The sequence below is a fragment of the Streptomyces sp. NRRL F-525 genome (assembly GCF_000716605.1).
Lineage (GTDB): Bacteria > Actinomycetota > Actinomycetes > Streptomycetales > Streptomycetaceae > Streptomyces.
This window is the reverse complement of the sequence record NZ_JNXE01000004.1, coordinates 58,452-73,246: the sequence shown is the minus strand read 5'-3', so window position 1 is coordinate 73,246 and position 14,795 is coordinate 58,452. Positions and strand designations below refer to the sequence as shown.

The 14,795-nt window shown below is 69.7% G+C and carries 14 protein-coding genes; 6 read left to right on the top strand and 8 right to left on the bottom strand.

Features of this window, described 5'->3' with window-relative positions:
- Positions 1-44: 44 nt before the first annotated feature.
- Entirely contained in the window at positions 45-869 is an 825-nt protein-coding gene (locus tag OO69_RS07495) for a phosphotransferase (RefSeq protein WP_051800825.1), read from the bottom strand.
- 441 nt (positions 870-1,310) lie between these two features.
- Here OO69_RS07495 and OO69_RS07490 point away from each other — a divergent pair, with 441 nt between their 5' ends.
- A complete protein-coding gene (locus OO69_RS07490) occupies positions 1,311-2,087 on the top strand; it encodes an SDR family oxidoreductase (protein ID WP_033279671.1) in 777 nt (258 codons plus the stop codon).
- A gap of 48 nt (positions 2,088-2,135) precedes the next feature.
- On the opposite strand, the gene OO69_RS07485 is transcribed toward OO69_RS07490, so the two are convergent.
- Entirely contained in the window at positions 2,136-3,002 is an 867-nt protein-coding gene (locus OO69_RS07485; protein WP_033279670.1) for a winged helix-turn-helix transcriptional regulator, read from the bottom strand.
- A gap of 100 nt (positions 3,003-3,102) precedes the next feature.
- Between OO69_RS07485 and eno the strand changes: the two genes are divergently transcribed.
- Positions 3,103-4,386: a phosphopyruvate hydratase gene (eno, locus tag OO69_RS07480; protein WP_033279669.1), complete on the top strand. Its 1,284-nt coding sequence runs from the start codon at positions 3,103-3,105 to the stop codon at positions 4,384-4,386.
- 9 nt (positions 4,387-4,395) lie between these two features.
- Here the strand turns inward: eno and OO69_RS07475 are convergent, their stop codons facing one another.
- The gene (locus tag OO69_RS07475) at positions 4,396-4,692 is read right to left on the bottom strand and encodes a putative quinol monooxygenase (protein WP_033279668.1); all 297 of its coding nucleotides are present in this window, start codon (positions 4,690-4,692) and stop codon (positions 4,396-4,398) included.
- A 112-nt stretch (positions 4,693-4,804) separates the two neighbouring features.
- Here OO69_RS07475 and OO69_RS07470 point away from each other — a divergent pair, with 112 nt between their 5' ends.
- On the top strand, positions 4,805-5,767 hold the full coding sequence (locus tag OO69_RS07470; protein WP_033279667.1) for a GlxA family transcriptional regulator: 963 nt from the start codon (positions 4,805-4,807) through the stop codon (positions 5,765-5,767).
- 12 nt (positions 5,768-5,779) lie between these two features.
- Here OO69_RS07470 and OO69_RS07465 read toward each other — a convergent pair whose 3' ends face one another.
- Genes OO69_RS07465 through OO69_RS07455 form a run of 3 tightly spaced genes read right to left on the bottom strand, consistent with a single transcriptional unit; the run spans position 5,780 to position 9,480 of the window.
- A complete protein-coding gene (locus OO69_RS07465) occupies positions 5,780-6,712 on the bottom strand; it encodes an NADP-dependent oxidoreductase (RefSeq protein WP_033279666.1) in 933 nt (310 codons plus the stop codon).
- Positions 6,712-7,191 carry a MarR family winged helix-turn-helix transcriptional regulator gene (locus OO69_RS07460; protein ID WP_033279665.1) on the bottom strand — a complete coding sequence of 160 codons (480 nt, stop codon included), beginning with the start codon at positions 7,189-7,191 and terminating at the stop codon, positions 6,712-6,714. Before OO69_RS07460 ends, OO69_RS07465 begins: the two co-directional genes overlap by 1 nt.
- Before the next feature lie 57 nt (positions 7,192-7,248).
- The gene (locus OO69_RS07455; protein ID WP_033279664.1) at positions 7,249-9,480 is read right to left on the bottom strand and encodes an MMPL family transporter; all 2,232 of its coding nucleotides are present in this window, start codon (positions 9,478-9,480) and stop codon (positions 7,249-7,251) included.
- Between the two features lie 199 nt (positions 9,481-9,679).
- Between OO69_RS07455 and OO69_RS07450 the strand changes: the two genes are divergently transcribed.
- Positions 9,680-10,405 (top strand): TetR/AcrR family transcriptional regulator, encoded by a 726-nt coding sequence (locus tag OO69_RS07450; protein WP_033279663.1) that lies wholly within the window; start codon positions 9,680-9,682, stop codon positions 10,403-10,405.
- 62 nt (positions 10,406-10,467) lie between these two features.
- Positions 10,468-11,124, top strand: coding sequence for a maleylpyruvate isomerase N-terminal domain-containing protein (locus OO69_RS07445; RefSeq protein ID WP_033279662.1), 657 nt, complete (start codon positions 10,468-10,470; stop codon positions 11,122-11,124).
- A gap of 70 nt (positions 11,125-11,194) precedes the next feature.
- Here OO69_RS07445 and OO69_RS07440 read toward each other — a convergent pair whose 3' ends face one another.
- On the bottom strand, positions 11,195-12,973 hold the full coding sequence (locus OO69_RS07440; RefSeq protein ID WP_033279661.1) for an FAD-binding dehydrogenase: 1,779 nt from the start codon (positions 12,971-12,973) through the stop codon (positions 11,195-11,197).
- Positions 12,974-13,109: 136 nt separating this feature from the next.
- The gene (locus OO69_RS07435; RefSeq protein ID WP_033279660.1) at positions 13,110-13,808 is read right to left on the bottom strand and encodes an SDR family NAD(P)-dependent oxidoreductase; all 699 of its coding nucleotides are present in this window, start codon (positions 13,806-13,808) and stop codon (positions 13,110-13,112) included.
- An 89-nt stretch (positions 13,809-13,897) separates the two neighbouring features.
- Here OO69_RS07435 and OO69_RS07430 point away from each other — a divergent pair, with 89 nt between their 5' ends.
- Positions 13,898-14,791, top strand: coding sequence for a helix-turn-helix transcriptional regulator (locus OO69_RS07430; RefSeq protein ID WP_033279659.1), 894 nt, complete (start codon positions 13,898-13,900; stop codon positions 14,789-14,791).
- Positions 14,792-14,795: the final 4 nt, after the last annotated feature.

The following is a 14,795-nucleotide window of genomic DNA, read 5'->3' as shown; positions in this document are numbered from 1 at the left end:
AGCGCGCCTACAGGCCGCCCACTTCGGCACCGATGAGCGAGCCCCTACGGTCCCACGACGAGCCGTGACCAGACCTCGGCGTGGTCGCGGATGTAGTCGATGTCCCGTACGTACAGGGCGAGATGGCCCTCCTCGATGTGCCGCTGGAAGTTCTCGTCACCGGCGTCGGCCGCATCCTGCAGGAAGTCCGCGAGGGACTGCAGCCGGAGTGCCGCCATGTCCATCACGGACTGCCGCTCCTGGCAGGTGCACCCGTACGCGTCGAGGAAGTCCCGGGCGCGGTAAGCCTGTTGCTCGGTCGTGCCCCAGCCGTCGTGGTTGTCGGGGTGGGTGAGCGGGGCGTAGCGGTAGAGGGCGTAGGCGAGGTCCCAGGCGCGGGGGCCCGGGCGGGCGGCGTCGAAGTCGATGAGACCTACGGCCTTCTCACCGGTGAAGACGCAGTTGTACGGGGCGAAGTCGCCGTGACAGATCACTTCGACCGGCGCGAGCGCGTCGAACTGCCAGTCACCGCCGGGGTGTTGGGCCAGGTCGGTGGTCGCGTCGTGGTAGCGGCGCAGGAGGCGGGCCGAGGTGGTGAGCGCCCGGCTGGTGCGAATCGCGTCGGTCAGCGGGTAGTTGGCGACGTCGCCCGTCAGGTACGTCAGGATCATCCGACCCTGTTCGTCGGTGCCGTGCGCGGCGGGAGCGCCTTCAAATCCCCGGTGTTCGAGGTGGTCCAACAGGCGCTGCACGGCGGGGGTCCAGGGCATGACCGGCTTCCGTACGGTCTCGCCGGCGCGGAAGACACGGGCGGTGCCGCCGCCGGTCAACTCCTGCTCTTCCGCCTCCACATCCCCTTCGTCGGAGTACGAGCGCGGGTCGACGGACATGCGGGACTCCTTGCGTGCCGGGATGTTCTGGCTGCTGTGCTGCAGTCCTCGCCGATGAGGAGCGGCGAAGGTGGATTGCCGATCAAGTAGCTTACGTGGACGGCCTGTTACTACGCCGCGGTCAAAAAAAGGGGGGATGCGATGTCGGCGGTCGTCGAGATGGAGAGGGTGTGGGCACCGTCCGTCGTCGATTCACCCACTCCACGGGCGAGGTGACCAGCTGGCCCAGCCCTCACCCGAACCGGACGGCGCGACGGCTTTCTGTGGCTTCGCGCCGGCGACACCTGGCTTCGCATCGAGCCCTGAACCACCGCGCCGAGCGGAACCTCGCGAGTGTCGGGGGATGCTCAGTGGGGACATCCGACAGCCGCTTCCGTACAGAAACAGCCCTGCGCAAAAGGCAGTTGCCGATCCGATCCCGGTCATGAACGATCTCCGACCATGACGCCGAACCCCGCCCACCCATCTCCCCGCCCGCTCGCCCTGATCACCGGAGCAGGGCGAACCGTCGGCATCGGCGCGGGTATCGCACGTCGACTCGCGGCCTCCGGTTGGGACATCGCCTTCACCTACTGGGCTCCCTACGACGAGCGCATGGCCTGGGGCCCCGAGGCCGGCGCGGCCTCCGCCATCACCGACACCCTCACTCAACACGGTGCCGCCACCACGGCAGTTGAGGCGGACCTCGCCGACCCGGACGCCCCGGCCCGTGTCTTCGACGAGGTCGAACGCGAACTGGGCGGTGTCACGGCCCTGGTGATGTGCCACTGCGAGTCCGTCGATTCCGGCCTCCTCGACACCACCGTCGAGAGTTTCGACCGGCACTTCGCCGTCAACGCCCGCGCCACCTGGCTGCTGATCCGCGAGTACGGCCGACGGTTCGCCGCAGCGCCGGGCAGCGGTCGGATCATCGCCCTCACCAGCGACCACACCGTGAACAACCTCCCCTACGGCGCCAGCAAGGGCGCCCTGGACCGCATCACCCTGGCCGCCGCGCACGAACTCGCCCACCTCGGCATCACCGCCAACGTCGTCAACCCGGGCCCGGTGGACACCGGTTGGATGACCGACGAGGGGCGGGCACACGTACTCCGCCAAACGCCGCTCAACCGCCTCGGCACCCCACAGGACACCGCCCACCTCGTCGACTTCCTCTGCTCACTGGAAGGCCAGTGGATCAACGGCCAACTCCTCATGAGCAACGGCGGGTTCGCGTAGCGCGCCCGAGCGACCCATCCCGCGACGGCCCCCGACAGGCAACCCGCCTCAAGCCGCACGTACGCAGTCCTCAGCCAGCCGCAGGCTCCGCGTGACGGCGTGCGGAATGTCGTCGACCGGGAACAGCGTGTGCCGTACGGTCCGTTCGGCGTCGACGATCAGGATCAGGCGTTTGTGGCGAAGGCGGCCGGCGCCCCGGAAGGTCGGTAGCCGCAGGGCCGCGCCCAGTTGGTGGTGGGCGTCGGAGAGGAGCGGGTACGGGATCTCCTCGGCACGGGCGAACTTCGCCTGCTCGTACGGGAGTTGGGTGCTGATGCCGCGTACGTCCACGCCTGCCCGGCGGAAGTCGGGCCAGGCGTCGCGGAAGAGGCGGTTCTCCAGGGTGCAGCCGGCCACTCCGGGGATCTCCTCGTCCCAGTCGACCCCCGTGCCGGGGTAGGTGAACAGCACGGTAGCGGCGGCGTCCGGCGAGACCACGGGCAGGTCGGCGCCCTGCGTGCCCGGGAGTTGGAGGTCTTCGGGAACGCGGGCGCCGGCCAGGGCGTGCACGCGGGCGTGCTCGGCGCCGTCGGCATCTGCCGTGGCGGTGAGGCTTCCGTCGCCCAGCACCCATCGGTCGCCCCAGTCCTGCATGGCGACGAGCAGCGGGAGCAGTGCGACTCCGGCGTCGGTGAGCACGTACTCGTAACGCACCGGGCGCCGCTGATAGAGGCTCCGGTGCAGCACTCCGCCCGCGACGAGCCGGCCCAGGCGCTCGGTGAGGACGTTGCGGGACAGGCCGATCTCGGCGGCCAGCGCGTCGAAGCGGACATGGCCGCGGGCGATCTCCCGCAGGATCAGAACGTTCCACCAGTCCCCCAGAACCACGGCGGCCCGGGCGATGCCGCAGGTCTCGTCGGCGTTGTGCTTCCTCATGCACCCATAGTAAGTTCCTTTTCAGGACTCACTTTGTTTCTAGTCGGAACTTACCGCCCGCCGTTACCCAGGACGCGGGCCCAGCGTGAGGAGTTGCACCGTGACCGCCATCAGCCGGGTCGTCGCACGGGAGATCATCGACAGCCGGGGCAACCCGACCGTCGAGGTGGACGTGGAACTCAAGGACGGCTCGCTCGGCCGGGCCGCCGTACCGTCGGGCGCCTCCACCGGCGCCCGGGAAGCGGTCGAACTCCGCGACGGAGACCCGACCCGCTTCCACGGCAAGGGAGTTCGGCGCGCCGTCGACGCCGTCAACGAGAGCATCGCGGACACCGTGATCGGACTCGACGCCGAGAACCAGGCCGCCGTGGACCGGTCCATGATCGAACTCGACGGTACGGACAGCAAGTCCCGGCTCGGCGCCAACGCCCTGCTCGGAGTCTCGCTGGCCACCGCCAAGGCGGCCGCGGCCGCCCACCGACTGCCGCTGTACCGCTACATCGGCGGCGTCGACGCCCGGCTGCTGCCGGTGCCGATGATGAACATCGTCAACGGCGGCGCCCACGCCGACAACCCGCTCGACTTCCAGGAGTTCATGATCGCGCCCATCGGCGCGGCCACCTTCGCCGAGGCCGTCCGGATGGGCTCCGAGGTCTTCCACACCCTGCGCCGCGACCTGATCGCCGCCGGCCACAGCGCCAACGTCGGCGACGAGGGCGGCTTCGCCCCCGACCTGCGCACCGCCGACGAGGCCCTCGACTTCGTCCTCCACGCCATCGAACGCACCGGCTACAAGCCCGGCACCGACATCACCCTCGTCATGGACCCGGCCACGTCCGAGTTCTTCCACGACGGCGTCTACGACTACAAGGGCGAGGGCGTCCGCCGCACGCCCGCCCAACACGCCGACTACCTGGCCGAGTTGGTCGACCGCTACCCGATCGCGTCGATCGAGGACCCGATGGCGGAGGACGACCACGACGGCTGGCAGGCGCTCACCGCCCGGCTCGGCGAGCGCTGCCAGCTGACCGGCGACGACGTGTTCTGCACCAACGAGGCGCTGTTGAGCGCCGGGATCCGGGACGGGATCGCCAACTCGATCCTGGTGAAGGTCAATCAGATCGGCACCCTCACGGAGACCCTGGCCACCGTCGCCACCGCCCACCGCGCGGGCTACACCGTCGTCATGTCCCACCGCTCCGGCGAGACCGAGGACACCACCATCGCCGACCTCGCCGTCGCCACCGGCTGCGGCCAGATCAAGACCGGTTCACTGTCCCGCTCCGACCGCACCGCCAAGTACAACCAACTCACCCGTATCGAGGAGGACTTGGGGGACCAGGCGCGGTACGCGGGGCGCGCCGCGCTGGGGCTGCGCCGCTGACACCTCTGATCAGGAGACCTTGACCCCCAGCAGGTCGACCGGGGCGATCACCGGCGGCGCGTTGAGCTTCGTCTGCGCCGCCTCCCCAAGGGCGGCGGCGATCCGGCCCGTCAGGTGGGCCTGGCGTCCCTGTTCGTCCTCGAAGGTGTCGAACACCCCGAAGGTGGTGGCGCTCTCGCGGAACGCGAACCACGCCATCGTGCCCTCCTCCTGCTCGGCCAGCTCCTGGGCGCCGCGCAGCATGGCCTCCACCTCGTCGGCGTATTCCGGCTTGGCCTCGATGCGTACCAACAGACCGACCTTCACTGTGACCACTCCTCGCGTTCGAACCGCCGGGCTTCCGGCGCACAACGAACGTATGGCGGCGGCCGGTGATCACAGCAGTGGCAGAAACGACACGGTTGATAGTGTTTCCGCCATGCGGGTAGCGGTCGTCGTCTACGACGGAGTGTTCGACTCGGGGCTCTCGGCCATCCTCGATGTACTGAGCAACGCCAACGCGCTGGGCGGGCAGATCCACGAGTCCTCGCCGACCTGGAACGTGACCCTGGTCGGTCCGACTCCGCAGGTACGGACAGGCGCCGGACTCCTCGTGGCGCCCGAGCCGCTCGACGTCGCCGACACCGCCGACCTCCTGGTCGTACCGGCACTCGGCGAGAGCGATCCTTCGGCGCTGCTCGACCACGTCGGCGGCGACGTGTCCCTGCCCGTCCGCGACCTGATCGCCCGAACTCGCGTGCGCGGTACGCCCATTGCCTCGGCGTGCGCGGGTACCTTCCTGCTGGCCGAGGCGGGCGTGCTGGACGGGCTGCGCGCCACGACGACCTGGTGGCTGTCGCCCGCGTTCCGGAACCGGTATCCCAAGGTCCGGCTCGACCACAGCCGGATGGTGATCGGCTGCGAGGGCATCACCACCGCCGGCGCGGCCTTCGGCCATGTCGATCTCGCGCTGGCGATCGTCCGGGCCGGCAGCCCCGCGCTCGCCGACCTGGTCGCCCGCTACCTCGTGGTCGACGAACGCCCCTCGCAGGCGGCGTACACGATTCCCAGCACGCTGGCCCAGAGCGATCCCACCGTCGCGGCCTTCGAGGTCTGGACCCGCGAGCATCTGACCGAGCCCATCAGCATCCCCGAGGCGGCCAAGGCCATCGGAGTCAGCGAACGGACCCTGCAGCGTGCCGTGCGGCGCACGGTCGGGACGTCTCCCATCCGTTTCGTCCAGGATCTGCGGATCGAGCACGCGTCACATCTCCTGCGCACCACCGGCCTCTCCCTGGAGACCATCTCCAGGAAGGTCGGCTACGAGCATCCCAACACGCTGCGGGTGCTCCTCCGCGAACGCACCGGGAAGACTACGTCGGCGCTGCGCGGCACCAAGTGACGTCAGGTCGCTTCAGGGAATGAGCACGATCTTTCCGCGCGTGTGACGCTTCTCGAGTTCGGCGAACGCGTCGCGGACGGCGTCGAGCGGGTAGGTCGCGGCGATCGGGATCTCGATACGGCCGGAGGCGACGAGGTCGGCCACCTCGGTGAGGACCTCGCGGGTGGAGGCGTCGGCGCTGCCCGCGCTCTTGGTGCCGAGTTCCTGGGCCTTCTGGAAGGAGATGATCGTCTCGATCCGGTCCCTGGGAATGCCCAGTTTCACGGCGAGTTGGACGTACTCGGGGGCGAAGAGGTCGATGAACGCGTCGATCCCATCGGGCGCCGCCGCGGTGAGCGCGTCGGCGAGCCGGTCGCCGTACGGGACCGGGGTCGCGCCGTGGGCGGTGAGCCACTCGGCGTTGGCGGGCGAGGCGATGCCGAGGACGTGCGCGCCGCGTACGGCGAGGAGTTGGACGACGACGGTACCCACACCGCCGGCCGCGGCCGAGACGGCGACGGTCTCGCCGGGCTTGGGGGCCACCGCCTCGACGGCGGCCCACGCGGTGCAGCCGACGACGTAGAGGGATCCGGCCACCTCCCAACTCAGGGCCTCCGGCTTGAGGATGAGCTGCGACACCGGTACGACGACGTGAGTGGCCTGGCTGGAGCGCTGCCAGGAGAAGCCGAGAACTTCGTCGCCGACGCCGAAGTCGGTTACGCCCGTGCCGAGTTCGGTGACGACACCGGCGAGGTCGCTGCCCTGGCCGGACGGGAAGGTCGCGGGGAACAGCTCGTGCATCGCGCCCGAACGGATGGCCGCCTCACCGGGGTTGATGCCCGCCGCCCGGACCTCTACGAGGACTTCCCCTGCGGCGGGTCGGGGCATCGGCACCTCGGTGACGTGGAGGACGTCACGGTCGCCGTACGAGTCGAAGCGCACTGCTCGCGCTTGGGTGGTGCTCATCAGGTCTCCTTCGTCAGGGGTGTTGGGCTGGGTGCAGCGGATGCACGGAGTACGGCGAGCGCATTGGCCAGGTGACCGAGCGCCGTGTCGGGGAGTGGGGCTCCCAGCCGTGTCGCGAGTTCACGGTCGAACACCGGACCGGCCCGCGCCACCAACTCCCGCCCGGCCGCCGTCAGTTCGACGATCGAGGAGCGGCGGTCGGCGGGGTGGGGGCGGCGGATGCAGTGGCCGAGTTTCTCCAGCCGGTCGACGGCCTGGCTCGCGCCGCCGACCGTGATCGAGAGGGCGGCGGCTATGTCGTTCACCCGGCAGGAACCCTCGCGCTCGACGACGAGCAGCACGTTCAGACCGCCCAGGGTCACCTCGCACTCCTGGCGGAGCCGGGCGTCGATCCCGTTCCACAGGTCGGTCTCGAAGCGCACCAGGTCGTCGAATATCTGCCGCAGGTCCACGGGCCAGGCCCTTCCAGCTCGATGCATTAGCTCTAATCATATTAGAGCTAATGCATCGAGCTGGCTACCGGTGGCCTCGCCTGATCAGACCTGCGTCGAGTCCTTCCCGTACGACGGCTCGGTGACGAGCTGCGGCGCGGGCGCGGGACCGCCCTCGCTCAGACCGAACCGGTCGTGGAACCTGCGCAGGAAGCCGGGCGCGTACCAGGCCGAGCGGCCGAGCACGCGCATCGCGGCGGGGACGAGGATGCCGCGTACGGCGACGGCGTCGATGAGGATGGCCAACCCGCTGCCCAGGCCGAAGAGTTGCATGAAGCTGAGCTTGGCCGTCCCGAAGGCGAAGAAGCTCACCGCGAGCAGGCAGGCGGCCGCGGTGACGATGCGTCCCGTGTGGCCGAGGCCGTTGGTCACGGCGGACTCGTTGTCCTCGCCCAGGTCGTGGAGTTCCTTGATCCGGCTGGTGACGAAGACCTCGTAGTCCATCGAGAGGCCGAAGGCGATGCAGAACATCAGCACGGTCATGGAGACGTCCATGGGCTGTGCCGTGAAGCCGAGCACGGAGGAGAGGTGGCCGCCCTGGAAGATCCAGGTCATGACGCCGAGGGTCGCACCCAGGCTGACCATGTTCAGGAACAGCGCGCGCAGCGGCTGGACGACGCTTCCGGTGAAGAGGAAGAGCAGGAGGAAGGTGGTGAGGGCGACCAGGGCCACGGCGAGCGGGAGCCGGCTGCCCACGGAGTGCTTGGAGTCGACCAGTACGGCGTCAACTCCGCCTACCAGAGGGTGTGTTCCGGCGGGAGCGGTGACTGCCCGCACGTCCTTGACCAGGCTCTGGGCCTCGTCGGACTTCGGGGTCAGGGTGCTCACGACATTGAGCTGCTGGGCGTCGGGGCGGCCGAGGGCGGTGTTGCCGGGGGCGGTCGCCGCGGGCTGTCCGTCGGCGTAGGTTCCCGTGCTGGTCTCGACGCGGACGACGCCCTTGAGGCCGGAGAGTTCGGTCGCGTACGACTCCAGCGGGGCCTTGCTCAGGGGCTTGTCGATGACGATGTGGAGGGCGGAGTCGTCGTTGCCGTCGAACTTCTCGCGCAGGACGGAGGAGACCTGGCGGCTCGTGGCGTCCTCGGGCAGGACACGTTCGTCCGGGGTGCCGAAGGTGATGCCGAGGAGCGGGCTCGCCGCGACCAGCAGGACGGCGAGGACGGGCAGCGCGGTGAGCGCGGGCCGCTTCATGACGGTGGCGGCGAGCCGTCCCCACAGGGGTGCGCGGGTGGCGGAACGCGTGCGGTTCGCCCAGGGCAGCCGCCCGCCGTTGACCCGGTGGCCCAGGACGACGAACAGCGCCGGCATGACGAACAGGGTGCTGACGGCCGCGATGACGACGACTCCGACACCGGCGTAGCCGAACGAGCGCAGGAAGTACTGCGGGAACACCAGGAGCGCCGCGAGCGCGGCCGCGACGGTCGCGGCGGAGAACGCGACCGTACGGCCCGCCGTACTCACGGTGCGCCGGACGGCGTCCTCCACGCTTGCCCCTGAAGCGAGTTGCTCCCGGAACCGGCTCACCATCAGGAGGGCGTAGTCGATGCCGAGGCCGAGGCCCAGCGCGGTGGTCAGGTTGATCGCGAAGACGGAGACGTCGGTGACACTGCCGAGGACGTACAGCTCCGCGAACGTGCCCGCGATGGCGATGGTGCCGATGGCCAGCGGCAGCAGGGCCGCGACCAGGCTGCCGAAGACGAGCACGAGCAGGAGCAGGGTGAGCGGCACGGCGATGGACTCGGCCAGGACGAGGTCCTCGCCCGACTGCGTGCCCATCTCGCTGGTCACGGCCGCGCCGCCGCCCGCCCGGACGGTGAGCGTCTTCTCGTAGGTCCCGGTGTAGGCGTCGATGACGCTCTTCGCGTTCTCGTCCCGCTCGGTGTCGTCGCCCTTCACATGGGCGAGCACCATGGCGTCGCGACCGTCCTTGGAGCGGAGGTCCGAACTGCCCGTGTCCCAGTACGAGATGACGTTCTCAAGGTGCTGGTCCTTCTTGAGTTCGGCCACCAGGGCTCTTCCGCTCCGCTCGGCGGCCGGAGCGTCGACACGCCCCTCGGAGGCACCGACCAGCAGGACCAGATTCGTCTCCCCGCCGAATTTCCGGTCGATGGCCTGCGCGGCCCGGGAGGACTGGGAGGCCGGGTCGTCGTAGCCGCCGCCCTGCAGTTTGGCGAAGGCGCTGGCGCCCAGGACACCCATGAGGGCCACCGCCAGGACGGCGACGACCAGTACCAACCGGGAGCGACGGATGGCCAGTTCGGCTATGCGTTCAAACACGCCTGTTCTCCTTAGATATCCATACGTTTGATGCCCATACGGTGAAAGAGGCGCGAAACAGCCGGAGTTGAACAACGGGGCACTCTTCGTCGCCGTGCACGACGTTAGTGAGGAGCAAGAAGATTTGGCAGTGTTAGATTTTCCTCACACTTTGCAACGTCGGGGCGCAGGATAGGAGTTGGCGTCGTACGGTCGCCGCATGGCCGTCGACGAACGCACCACCGCACCGCCCTCGCTGCGCGAACGGCGCCGGGCCGCCGCCACCCAGGAGATCGTGGACGCGGCCGAGCGCCACCTCGCCGAACACGGGCCCGCCGCCCTGTCGTTGCGCGCGGTCGCCCGCAGTCTCGGCATGACCGTGCAGGCGCTCTACCACTACTTCCCGAGCCGGGACGCCCTCGTCACGGCGCTCGTCACCAAGGGGTACGAGGACCTGGCCGACGCCGTGCATGCGGCCGTGGACGCCCCGTCGGACGATCCCGATCTGCCCCGCCTGGTGATCGCGGCCGAGGGCTACCGCCGCTGGGCCATCGCCCATCCCGAGAGCTTCCAACTGCTCTACGGAACACCGCTCCGGGGCTACGCGGCACCCGCCGACGGCCCGACCACCCAGGCGACGCGCCGGATGAGCGAGATCTTCGAGCGCGAGCTGTTCGACGGATTCAGCGCGGAACAACTCGCCGCGGTCGACCTACCCGTGCTCTCCCCCGCACTCCGCGCCTACCTGGAACAGCTGCCGCACTACGGCCACGGACATCTGCCCGCCCCCGCGACCGCCCTCCTCATGAACGCGTGGGGACACCTGCACGGCCTCGTCGCCCTGGAGGTGTTCGGGCACACTTCCTTCCTCGGTGAGCACCAGGCCGAACTGTTCCGCATGGCCATGCGGAACCTGCTGGCGGACCTCCACCGCCGGATCCCGTGACACGGTCAACGCGAGAACACCGTTGCTTGCGGCCCGCGTTGGCGTCGCACTAGCTTGCCGACGTGGATCTCTTCTCACGCTCTTGGACGGCCCTGCTCACGGCGGTGGCCGACCTCTCGGACGAGGATTTCGCGCTGCCGTCGGGCTGTGCCGGGTGGCTGGTGCGGGACCTGGTCTGCCATCTGGTCATCGACGCCCAGGACGTCCTGATCACCCTCGTGACCCCCGCCGACACACCACCGACGCGCGACGCGGTGACCTACTGGACCGTCACCCAGACCCCGCCCACCGGCGACGACCCGCTCGACGCGCTGATCGTGCGGCTGGCCGCCGCGTACGAGGAGCCCTGGCTGCTCAAGTTCCATCTGGACGACGTCGGTTCGGCAGCGGGCCGCGCGGCCAGGCTCGCAGACCCCGGCCTGTGGGTGAGCACGCAGGACGAGGTTCTCACCGCGGGCGACTACCTCTCCGCGTACGTCCTGGAGTGGACCCTGCACCACCTCGACCTGGTCGCGCACCTCCCGGACGCGGCCGGGCCCTCGGCTGAAGTGCTCGTCGGGGCACGGAAGTTGTTGGAGAGGATCGCCGGGTCCGCGTTCCCGTCGTCGTTCTCCGATACGGCCGCGCTGCTCGTCGGCACCGGTCGGCGCGCGCCGACCGACGAGGAGAAGGCTCAACTGGGCCCGCTGGAAGCCAAGTTGCCGCTCGTTCTGGGATAGTCCCGCGCCTCTCGGCAACTCGGTCCGAGGTCGACCGAGTTGCCGAGGGGACGGCGAGCGGCCGGGCCACTCAGATCGCGGCAGCCGCCGCGCGGCCCGCCTGGCGGCCGGAGAACAGGCAGCCGCCGAGGAACGTGCCCTCCATCGAGCGGTAGCCGTGCACTCCCCCGCCGCCGAAGCCGGATACCTCACCGGCCGCGTACAGACCGGGTATTGGCGTACCGGCGGCGTCCAGGACGCGGCCCGAGAGGTCGGTCTGGAGGCCGCCGAGGGTCTTGCGGGTGAGGATGTTGAGGCGGACGGCGATCAGGGGTCCGGCGCTCGGGTCGAGGATCTTGTGGATCGCGGCCGTGCGGCTGAGTGAATCCCCGGTGTAGGAGAGGGCGTTGCGGATGCCCATCACCTGGGCGTCCTTCGAGTACGGGTTGTCGATCTCCCGGTCCCGGGCCTCGATCTGCCGCTGGAGATCGGCGAGCTTGATGAGGCCGTCGCCGGTCAACTTGTTCATTCCCAGGACGAGTTCGGAGAGGGTGGTGGCGGTGATGAAGTCGACGCCGTTCTTCCTGAACTTCTCGATCGGCTCCGGCGTCTGCCAGATGCGCGAGAGCAGCATCAGGATGTCCTTGTTGGTGAGGTCCGGGTTCTGCTCCGAGCCGGAGAGCGCGAACTCCTTCGCGATGATCTTGCTCGTGGTGACGAACCACGAGTAGTCGTACCCGCTGGCGGTGATCGAACCCAGCGTGTGGAGGGTGTCGTAGCCCGGCATGTCGGGGGCGGAGAAGCGCTTGCCGGTGGCGTCGAACCACATCGACGACGGTCCTGGGAGGATGCGGATGCCGTGGTTGGGCCAGATCGGGTCGTAGCTCCTGAGGCCCTCGGTGTAGTGCCACATCCGGTCGGGGTTGACGATACGGCCGCCCGCCGACGCGGTGATCCCGAGCATCCGGCCGTCCACGTACGCGGGCACACCGGTGATCATGGTCTTGGGCGGGTTGCCGAGCCGGGCCGGCCAGTTCTGGCGTACGAGATCGTGGTTGGCGCCGATGCCGCCCGAAGTCACGATCACCACAGGGGCGTTGAGCTCGAAGGCACCCACCACGGTGCGGGACGTGGCCTTGCCGCGCTGGGCGGTGCTGGGTTCGAGGATCGCGCCGCGCACGCCGGTCACGGCACCGTTGGTGCGGACGATCTCGTCGACGCGGTGGCGGAACTTGAAGGTCACCTTGCCGCTGGCGACACCGGCCCGCACCTGCTTCTCGAACGGCTCGACCACGGCCGGTCCGGTGCCCCAGGTGACGTGGAAGCGGGGCACCGAGTTGCCGTGTCCGTCGGCGAGGCCGCCGCCGCGCTCGGCCCAGCCGACGATCGGGAACCAGCGGATGCCGAGGCCGTAGAGCCAGGACCGCTTCTCGTTGGCCGCGAAGTCCACATACGCCTCGGCCCACTTGCGGGCCCAGTAGTCCTGGCCGGTCGGGTCGTCGACGCCGCGGTCGAAGCCGGCCGTGCCCAACCAGTCCTGCCACGCCAGCTCTTGGGAGTCCTTGATGCCCATGAGCCGCTGCTCGTCGGAGTCGATCAGGAACAGTCCGCCGAAGGACCAGAACGCCTGACCGCCGAGGTTGGACTCGGGTTCCTGGTCCAGGAGCAGCACTTTCTTTCCTGCGGCGACCAGTTCGGCGGTGGCGACGAGACCGGCGAGGCCGTGTCCGACGACGATGGCGTCGGCGGACGAGGTGTCGGCCGCGAACGCCGGTACCGCGTGCGCCGCGAGGGCGGCGCCTGCGGCGACACCGCCGGCCACCGTCAGGGCTCTTCGTCGGCTGATGGTTGTGGGGGCCGAGTTCTCCATGGGGTGCCTTCCGGGTCAGGTACGGGAGGTGCGGGAGATGTGTTCGACACGTGGAACGTGCCGCGACACCCCTGTTGTTACCGCCGGTAGCACCCCGGGAAACCAAGCTGTGTCGGCCATGTTGCGGGGACCTGGTTCAGGACCAGTCGATGGGCCCGTGACGGTCGACGAACCGACCCGAGCCTGCCCCGGGTTCCTCCGTCGCGAGCCGGACGATCGCGTCCGTTCCCTCGGTGACGGTCTGCGGGCCGCTGTGGCCGTTGAGGTCGGTCGCCGTGTAGCCGGGATCGACGGCGTTGACGCGAACTCCCTTGAGTCCCTTGGCGTATTGAGTGGTCAGCATGGTGAGGGCGGCCTTCGAGGCGGTATACAGCGGCGCGACGACGGAGGACTCGATCCGCGACGGGTCGTGGGTGATGGCCAGCGAGCCCATGCCACTGCTGACGTTGATGATCACCGGGTCGGGTGAGCGGCCCAGCAGCGGGAGGAACGCGGTGATCGTCCGGACCACCCCGAAGACGTTGACGTCGAAGACGCCGAGCGCGTCCGCACCGGTCAGGTCGGCGGGGTCGCCGTGCGGGCCGTGTACACCGGCGTTGTTGATCAGGACGTCGAGGACGCCTTCGTGTGCGGCGACGTCGGCAGCCGCCGCGGTGACGGAGGCGTCGTCGGTGACGTCGATACGGACGAACCGCGCACCGAGCACGGCGGCGGCCTCGGCGCCCCGTTCCTCGTCGCGGGCTCCGATGATCACGGTGTGGCCGAGGGCGAGAAGGCGGCGGGCGGTCTCGTGGCCGAGGCCCTTGTTGGCTCCGGTGATGAACGTGGTGGTCATGCGTCGATCGTGCCCGGGGTGCGGGTGCGCTGCCAGGGACGCCTCGACCGTAGGAACGGCGTTACCAGGACCAGGGGCCGGGGTGGAAGATGGAAGGCATGGCGACGCACGATGGGATCGATCTGGGACTGGGTGCGACGATCCGTGCCTGGCGGGAGCGGTTGTCCCCGTCGGCCGTGGGGCTGCCGTCCGGTCGGTCCCGGCGGGCCACCGGTCTTCGGCGTGAGGAACTCGCCGAGCGTGCCGGGGTGTCGGTGGACTATGTGGTGCGACTGGAGCAAGGGCGGTCCACGGCGCCCTCGGCCCAGGTCGTCGCCTCGCTCGCGCGGGCCCTCCAACTGGCCGCCGTGGAACGCGAACACCTCTACCGCATGGCCGGGTTGGTGCCGCCGAACGACGAGCCGATCCCCGATCACCTGCCGTCGGGCGTGCACCGGGTGCTGGGGCGGCTCGGGGACGTCGCCGTCGCCGTGTTCGCCGCCGACTGGCAGTTGCTCTGGTGGAACGCCGGGTGGGCGGCGCTGCTCGGCGACCCGTCCCACAAGCCGCCCGAGGAGCGCAACTTCGCGCGTGAGCGGTTTCCGATCGCCTCCGGCGACGACGTACGGGATGTACGCATCGCCTCGTGGCCGGTGCTGGTGCGGAACGGGGAGGCCTCGGACCTCGCGATCGTGTCCGACCTGCGCCGAGCCACCGGCCGTTTCCCGCACGACGTCCGCCTGGCGGAGCTGATCCGTCAACTCACCGCGGGCAACGCGACGTTCGCGCGGTTGTGGGCGAGCGGCACGGTGGGCGCACACCGCGAGGACCGCAAGACGGTCGAGCATCCCGAGGTCGGGCCCGTGGACGTGGACTGCGATGTCCTGACGGACGGCGACTCCGACCTGAAGATCGTCATCCTGACCGCGGCGCCCGGGAGTTCGGGCGAGGCGCGGCTGCGGCGGACGATGACCGGTGACGGCGTGGGCGCGTCCAGCGTCTGAGCGG

What these genes read in the sequence shown, in the direction of transcription:
- OO69_RS07495 (WP_051800825.1), bottom strand. Translation starts at nt 869, where the DNA reads ATGTCCGTCGACCCGCGCTCGTACTCCGACGAAGGGGATGTGGAGGCG.
- OO69_RS07470 (WP_033279667.1), top strand. Translation starts at nt 4,805, where the DNA reads ATGCGGGTAGCGGTCGTCGTCTACGACGGAGTGTTCGACTCGGGGCTC.
- OO69_RS07485 (WP_033279670.1), bottom strand. Translation starts at nt 3,002, where the DNA reads ATGAGGAAGCACAACGCCGACGAGACCTGCGGCATCGCCCGGGCCGCC.
- OO69_RS07435 (WP_033279660.1), bottom strand. Translation starts at nt 13,808, where the DNA reads ATGACCACCACGTTCATCACCGGAGCCAACAAGGGCCTCGGCCACGAG.
- OO69_RS07440 (WP_033279661.1), bottom strand. Translation starts at nt 12,973, where the DNA reads ATGGAGAACTCGGCCCCCACAACCATCAGCCGACGAAGAGCCCTGACG.
- OO69_RS07460 (WP_033279665.1), bottom strand. Translation starts at nt 7,191, where the DNA reads ATGCATCGAGCTGGAAGGGCCTGGCCCGTGGACCTGCGGCAGATATTC.
- OO69_RS07450 (WP_033279663.1), top strand. Translation starts at nt 9,680, where the DNA reads ATGGCCGTCGACGAACGCACCACCGCACCGCCCTCGCTGCGCGAACGG.
- OO69_RS07430 (WP_033279659.1), top strand. Translation starts at nt 13,898, where the DNA reads ATGGAAGGCATGGCGACGCACGATGGGATCGATCTGGGACTGGGTGCG.
- OO69_RS07465 (WP_033279666.1), bottom strand. Translation starts at nt 6,712, where the DNA reads ATGAGCACCACCCAAGCGCGAGCAGTGCGCTTCGACTCGTACGGCGAC.
- OO69_RS07490 (WP_033279671.1), top strand. Translation starts at nt 1,311, where the DNA reads ATGACGCCGAACCCCGCCCACCCATCTCCCCGCCCGCTCGCCCTGATC.